Below are 6969 nucleotides of genomic sequence, written 5' to 3' on the forward strand. Positions count from 1 at the left end.
CGGCCGCCGCCGGCACCGCCACGCCCGGGGTGCCTGTCAGCCCGCATCGCACCGCCGCCGCCCGCGGGGCCGCCTCCGCCGCACGCCGAGCGCGTGACGACCGGCCCGCCGGATCCTGACCCTCCCACCCGCACCGCCGATCGAAGGACCCTCCCCGCCCATGCCCCCCATCCGCGTCGCCCTGGTCGACGACCAGGCCCTGTTCCGCACGGGCGTCCGCATGCTCATCTCCTCGCAGCCCGACCTCGAGTTCGCCGGCGAGGCGGCCAACGGCCAGGAGGCGGTGGAGCTCGCGCGCGCCGAGCGGCCGGACGTGATCCTCATGGACATCCGCATGCCCGTGATGGACGGCATCCAGGCGACGGCGGAGGTGCTCCGTGCCGCCGACGCGCGCGGCGACCGCCCGCCCCGCGTGCTCGTGCTGACCACCTTCGACCTCGACGAGAGCGCCGCGCGGGCCATCCGCGCCGGGGCCAGCGGGTTCGTGCTCAAGGACGCCGACCCCGAGTTCCTGCTGGCGGCGATCCGCACCGTGCACGCCGGCAACTCGGTCATCGCCGCCTCGGCGACCCGCCAGCTGCTCGAGCACTTCGACCCGGGCTCCGCGCCCCGCGTCGCGCCGCCCGCGTTCGCCGCGCTCACCTCCCGGGAGCGGGAGATCTTCGTCCTCGCCGCGCGCGGGCTGAGCAACGCCGAGATCGCCCAGGCCGAGTTCCTCAGCGAGGCGACGGTCAAGACGCACGTCAGCCGCATCCTCGCCAAGCTCAGCCTGCGGGACCGCGTGCAGCTCGTGGTCTTCGCCTTCGAGCACCGGCTCACGGGCACGCAGCCGCAGGGCTAGCCGCACGGCGGACGCGCGGCGTTCCCCGGGGGGTCGTGGGCTAAGTTCGAACGCCTTCGCTCCCGCACCAGAGGACCCCCGTGCTCCACGATCTCGCCGACCTGCCGCTCATCTCCCCGGCCACCGTCACCGTGGCCGCGATCGCGCCGCTCGTCCTCCTCGTGCTCCTCGCCCTCGTCGCGATGCGGGCCCGCCGGCTACGCGGGGCACGGCCGGCCGATCCGCGGCGCGCCCTCGCCGAGACCGCCCTCGCCGCGGGCCTCGGGGCGCTCGCGGGCCTCGCGCTCGCCTTCGTCCTCGGGGACGTCCTCGACCTCTTCGACGTGGTGCTGTCCACCGGCACCCGGGGGTGGACCGCGCTCGGCGGCATGGGGCTGGGGCTCGCCGTGATCGCCCTCGCCCGCGGCCGGCGCAGCGTCACGGGGGTCGGGGGCACGCGACCGCCGTCCCGCCCCCTGCGCGCGCTGCACACGGCGCTCGGCATCGTGCTCGTCCCGCTGGTGGTCCTCGCCGCGGCCGTGGGCATCAACGCCGACATCGAGCAGTACCCCAACGTGGCCGCCGCGTTCGGCCTGACGCGCGTGCTGCCGCTCGACCTCGCGGCCCTGCCCAGCCCGGGCGGCGCCGCCCCGGCTGCGGACGGACCGATCGAGGACGCCTGGACGGCGGCGGGCACTTTGCCGGCGCGCGGTCGCCTGGGGTCCACGACGATCCCCGCCACGCGGTCGGGCTTCGCCGCGCGCGACGCGCTCGTGTACCTGCCGCCCGCCGCACTCGTGGACGACGCTCCCGCCCTGCCCGTCGTGATCGCCATGTCCGGCCAGCCGGGATCCCCGATCGACCTCTTCGCCTCCGGCCGGCTCGACCGCATCATGGACGCCTACGCGGCGGCGCACCACGGGCTCGCGCCCATCGTGGTCGTGCCGGACCAGCTCGGCGCCCCCGACGACAACCCGATGTGCGTGGACTCGCCGCTCGGCGACTCCGCCACCTACCTCACGGTGGACGTGCCGGAGTGGATCCGGACGCACCTGCGCGTGCTGCCCGACCGGAGCGCGTGGTCGATCATGGGCTTCTCGCAGGGCGGCACGTGCTCGACCCAGCTCGGCTCCGCGCATCCCGAGCTGTTCGGCTCGATCGTGGACATGTCGGGGGAGACGGCCCCGACCATCGGCGACGACACCGTCGCGGTCGCGTTCGGGGGGTCGGAGGCGCAGTACGCGGCGGCGGCGCCCGCGGCGATCATGGCGTCCCGGGCCCCGTACTCCGACATGGCCGGATACTTCTGCGTCGGCGAGGACGACGAGCAGTACCGCCCCCAGGTGGAGCAGGTCGAGGCCGCGGCGCGCGCGGCGGGCATGACCACGCGCCTCACCACGTCGCCGGGGACCGCGCACGACTGGGGCACCGTGCAGTGGTGCTCCCAGGACGCGCTGCCCGAGCTCGGCCAGCGGCTCGGGATCGCCCGATGAGCGCGCGTCGCGGCGGACCCACGGTGACCGGCGCCGCCCGGGCGCTCGGCTCGCGGCTGCTCGCGCAGCCCGTCGCGCTCGCGCTGGCCGGCGTCGTGCTGGCCCTCGCGGTGCTGCCCGCGGTGTCCGACGACTGGCGGCGGACGGTGCACCACCAGCTCGCCACCGGCTACGTCCCCGTCGTCGAGCGGGGCCACTGGTGGACCACGGCGACCGCCGCCTTCCTCACCGACGGCCCCGTCGAGCTGGGCGTCTCGCTCGTCGCGATCCTCGTGCTCGTGGGCGTCGCCGAGCGGCTCATGGGCGCGTGGCGGACCCTCCTCGGCTTCGTCCTCACGGGCACCGTGGGCTCGCTCCTCGGCATCGCCGTGCAGGCTCTGGGCCTCGTCGACGGCGAGCTCTGGTCCCACGGCGTCCGCGGCATCGCCACGGCGGATCCCCTCACCGCGGTCGCGGGCGTCCTCGCCCTCTCGAGCGCGTGGGCCGGCGTGCTCTGGCGTCGGCGGATCCGCGTGGTGCTCGTCGTCGTCGTGCTCGTCTTCCTGCTCTACTCGGGGCAGCCGTCGGACCTCTACCGCCTCCTCGCCATCCTCGTCGGCGGGGTCCTCGGGGCGGTCGTGCACCGTCCGGCGGGCGGCGCGCTCTGGCAGCGCAGCTCGCACCACGAGGTGCGCGTCATGCTCGCCGCCGTGGTGGCGATCCTCGGCACCGGCCCGGTCATCGCGCTCCTGTCGCGCAGCCGCTACGGCCCGCTCGCGCCCATCGCGCTGCTGTTCGTCGACGACCGCGATCCCGGCGACGCGATCTCCACCCGGTGCCTCTCGAGCGACTTCACGCACGACTGCCTGCAGGAGATCATGCTGGCGCGCATCGGCGGGGGGATCGGCCCCGTCCTGCTGTCGGTGGCGCCGCTGCTCGCCCTCCTCGTGGCGGCCTACGGGCTCGCGCGGGGCCGCCGCTTCGCGGTGTGGCTCGCCGTGAGCGTCAACCTGCTCCTCGCGGTCCTCGCGGCCTACGCGTTCGGGATGCTCGTGCACCGCGACATGGTGTCGCCGCGGCTGTCGGCCTCGCCCTCCGCGCACCCCGAGGCGGTGGCCGCGCTCGTCGCGTCCGTCCTGCTGCCGCTGGGGAGCGCGATCGTGCTGGTGCTCCTCCGGCGGCACTTCACGATCCTGTCCACGGCCCCCGCCATCCGCCGCTTCCTGGTGACGACGGGGGCGGCCCTCGCCGGGCTCATGGCGCTCTTCGTGGCCGTCGGGCTGGCGCTCTCGGACGGCTTCACGCGCACGGTCGACCTCCGGGACCTCCTGGCCGAGGCCCCGGACCGCTTCATCCCGGCGTCGTTCCTCCGGGGCGAGTCGCTGGACTTCCTGCCGACCGACCCCCTCACCGACCTCGTCTACCGCGGCGTCGGGCCGGCGTTCTGGATCATCCTCGTGGTCGCCGGCCTCCGCGCCATCGCGGACGTGCGGATCGCGTCGGTCCCGCGCGCGCAGGCGCTCGTGCGCCCGGCGCTCCGCCGGGGAGCCGTCGGGTCGCTGTCCCACATGGCGACCTGGCCGGGCAACTCGTACTGGATCGCCGCGGACGGCCGGACGGTGGTCGCGTACCGCGTGGTCGGCAGCGTGGCGATCACCACGGCCGCGCCGCTCGGGCCGCCCGACGACGACGACGCGCTCCGCGACGTGCTCGGCCAGTTCGCGCGCTTCGCCGACGACAACGGATGGACGCCCGTGTTCTACAGCGTGCCCGCGTCGATGTCGCCGCTGTTCCGCGACATGGGCTGGGAGACCCTCGTCGTGGCGGAGGAGACGGTGGTGCGCCCGGGCACGTGGCAGACCACGGGCAAGAGGTGGCAGGACGTGCGCACGTCCATCAACCGCGCCGACCGGGCGGGGATCCGGGCCGAGTGGACAACGTGGGCGGAGCTGCCGATCGCCTGGGCGAGCCAGATCGAGCAGATGTCCGAGGAGTGGGTGGCCGAGAAGGAGCTGCCCGAGATGGGCTTCACCCTCGGCGGCGTGGAGGAGCTGCGGGATCCCGCCGTCCGGCTCATGCTCGCCGTCGACGCCGACGACCGCGTGCAGGCCGCCACGAGCTGGCTGCCCACCTGGCGCGACGACGTCGTGGTCGGCTGGACCCTGGACTTCATGCGCCGCCGGCCGGACGGGATCAACGGCGTGATGGAGTTCCTCATCGCGCGCTCGGCCGTCCGGATGAAGGAGGACGGCATCGAGTTCATGAGCCTCTCCGCGGCGCCGCTCGCGCAGACCCGCGCGACCGCGCCGCGGGGCGGCACGGCCGCCGAGGAGGGCGGGGAGCGGCAGGAGGGCGCGGTCGAGCGGATCCTGGAGTTCCTCGCCGACTCGCTCGAGCCCGTGTACGGCTTCCGCTCGCTGCTGGAGTTCAAGCGCAAGTTCCAGCCGGAGCTCGTGCCGCTGATCATGGCCTACCCGGACGCGACGCTCCTGCCCGCGGTGGGCCTCGCGCTGACCCGCGCGTACCTGCCGTCCACGTCCGTCCGCGACCTCACGCGCGTGCTCCGCTCGGCGCGCTGAGCCGGGCCGATGCGGCCGGCTGCCCGGGCGCGGGGCCGGCCGCGGTCCCGGTGCGGCCGTCCGGCGCAGTCGGGTGCTCGGGGCGCGCCCCCGGGTGCCGAGCCGCGCGGACGCGGTGTACCGTGGTCGCATGCAGTCCGGCCGCCTCCTCCTTAGTCGCCGCGGCGAGGCCTGAACCGGCCCTCCTCGTCGCGGAGTCCCGTCACGGCTGACCCCGACACGCACGAGGAGACGACCATGAAGAACACGCAGACCCCCAGCGGGATGCCGATCCACAAGTACCGCCCGTTCCACGAGCAGATCCGGGTGGACCTGCCCGACCGCACGTGGCCCACCCGACGCATCACCGAGGCCCCGCGCTGGTGCGCGGTCGACCTCCGCGACGGCAACCAGGCGCTCATCGACCCGATGAGCCCCGAGCGCAAGCGCATCATGTTCGACCTGCTGGTGCGCATGGGCTACAAGGAGATCGAGGTCGGGTTCCCGTCGGCCAGCCAGACCGACTTCGACTTCGTCCGCAGCCTCATCGAGGAGGACGCGATCCCCGAGGACGTGACCATCCAGGTCCTCACGCAGGCGCGCGAGCACCTCATCGCCCGCACCTACGAGTCCATCCGCGGGGCCCGCCAGGCCATCGTCCACCTGTACAACTCCACGAGCGTCCTGCAGCGCGAGGTCGTGTTCCGCACCGACCGCCAGGGCATCATCGACATCGCGCTCGAGGGCGCGCGCCTCTGCCGCGAGTACGAGAGGACGATCCCGGACGTCGACGTCTTCTACGAGTACTCGCCGGAGAGCTACACCGGCACGGAGCTCGAGTTCGCGGCCGAGATCTGCAACCGCGTCGTCGAGGTCCTCGACCCGACGCCCGAGCGGAAGGTCATCCTGAACCTGCCCGCCACCGTCGAGATGGCGACCCCGAACGTCTACGCCGACTCGATCGAGTGGATGTGCCGGCACCTGGACCGCCGCGACGAGATCATCGTGTCGCTGCACCCGCACAACGACCGCGGCACGGCCGTCGCGGCTGCCGAGCTCGGCTACCTGGCCGGCGCCGACCGCATCGAGGGGTGCCTGTTCGGCAACGGCGAGCGGACCGGCAACGTCGACCTCGTCGCGCTCGGCATCAACCTGTTCACGCAGGGCATCGACCCGCAGATCGACTTCAGCGACCTCGACGCCATCAAGCGCACCGCCGAGCACTGCAACCAGCTGGCGGTGCCGGAGCGGAGCCCGTGGGCGGGCGACCTCGTGTACACGGCGTTCAGCGGATCCCACCAGGACGCCATCAAGAAGGGGTTCGAGGCCATGGCGGCCACCGCGGCGGCCCAGGGCGTGACGGTCGACGACATCCCCTGGGCGGTCCCGTACCTGCCCGTCGACCCGCAGGACCTCGGCCGCTCCTACGAGGCCGTGATCCGCGTCAACTCGCAATCCGGCAAGGGCGGCGTGGCGTACCTGCTGAAGGCCGACCACTCGCTCGACCTGCCCCGCCGCCTCCAGATCGAGTTCTCGGGCGTGGTCCAGGCGAAGACCGACGCCGAGGGCGGCGAGGTCACGAGCGCGCAGATCTGGTCGATCTTCCAGGACGAGTACCTCCCCGCGCCGGTCGAGCGCTCCGAGGAGAAGTGGGGCCGGTTCGAGCTCACGTCCACCCGCACGTCCAGCGACATGGGCGGCTCGGTGTCCCTCCAGGTGGAGCTCCGCGACGGCGACGAGGTGCGCGGCGCGGAGGCGTCCGGCAACGGGCCCATCGCCGCGTTCCTGCAGGTGCTCGCCGACCAGGGCGTCGACGTCCGGCTCCTCGACTACGTGGAGCACGCGCTGAGCGCGAGCGGCGACGCCCGGGCGGCCTCCTACGTCGAGCTCGAGGTCGAGGGCGTGCGGCTGTGGGGCGTCGGCATCGACGAGGACAGCTCCACGGCGTCGCTCGAGGCGATCGTCTCCGGCGTCAACCGGGCGATCCGCCGCGGCGTGCGCGCGCCGGAGCTCGCCGGGGTCTGATCCCGCGGCACCACGGGGACGACGGCCGGGCGGCGACGCCCGGCCGTCGTCGCGTCCGGGGCGATGCCGCCGCCCAGGGCGGGGACGGCGTCCG

General features: G+C 74.3%; 4 protein-coding genes. All 4 read left to right on the forward strand.

Annotated features, from left to right (window positions below; all coding sequences use genetic code 11):
• Positions 1 to 160 precede the first annotated feature (160 nt).
• The 4 genes from Q6969_RS11445 (at position 161) to leuA (ending at position 6875) form a co-directional block, all read left to right on the forward strand.
• Entirely contained in the window at positions 161 to 841 is a 681-nt protein-coding gene (locus Q6969_RS11445) for a response regulator transcription factor (protein ID WP_317230554.1), read from the forward strand.
• Between the two features lie 80 nt (positions 842 to 921).
• Entirely contained in the window at positions 922 to 2313 is a 1392-nt protein-coding gene (locus Q6969_RS11450; RefSeq protein ID WP_317230555.1) for an alpha/beta hydrolase-fold protein, read from the forward strand.
• Positions 2310 to 4871, forward strand: a complete 2562-nt coding sequence (locus Q6969_RS11455) for a phosphatidylglycerol lysyltransferase domain-containing protein (protein ID WP_317230556.1) — start codon at positions 2310 to 2312, stop codon at positions 4869 to 4871. Before Q6969_RS11450 ends, Q6969_RS11455 begins: the two co-directional genes overlap by 4 nt.
• 237 nt (positions 4872 to 5108) lie before the next feature.
• Complete coding sequence (leuA, locus tag Q6969_RS11460) at positions 5109 to 6875, forward strand: 2-isopropylmalate synthase (protein ID WP_317230557.1); 1767 nt, start codon at positions 5109 to 5111, stop codon at positions 6873 to 6875.
• Positions 6876 to 6969: the final 94 nt, after the last annotated feature.

Origin of the sequence: Clavibacter sp. MX14-G9D, from assembly GCF_032917815.1 — a bacterium.
GTDB lineage: Bacteria > Actinomycetota > Actinomycetes > Actinomycetales > Microbacteriaceae > Clavibacter > Clavibacter michiganensis_K.

What these genes read in the sequence shown, in the direction of transcription:
- leuA (WP_317230557.1), top strand. Translation starts at nt 5,109, where the DNA reads ATGAAGAACACGCAGACCCCCAGCGGGATGCCGATCCACAAGTACCGC.
- Q6969_RS11455 (WP_317230556.1), top strand. Translation starts at nt 2,310, where the DNA reads ATGAGCGCGCGTCGCGGCGGACCCACGGTGACCGGCGCCGCCCGGGCG.
- Q6969_RS11445 (WP_317230554.1), top strand. Translation starts at nt 161, where the DNA reads ATGCCCCCCATCCGCGTCGCCCTGGTCGACGACCAGGCCCTGTTCCGC.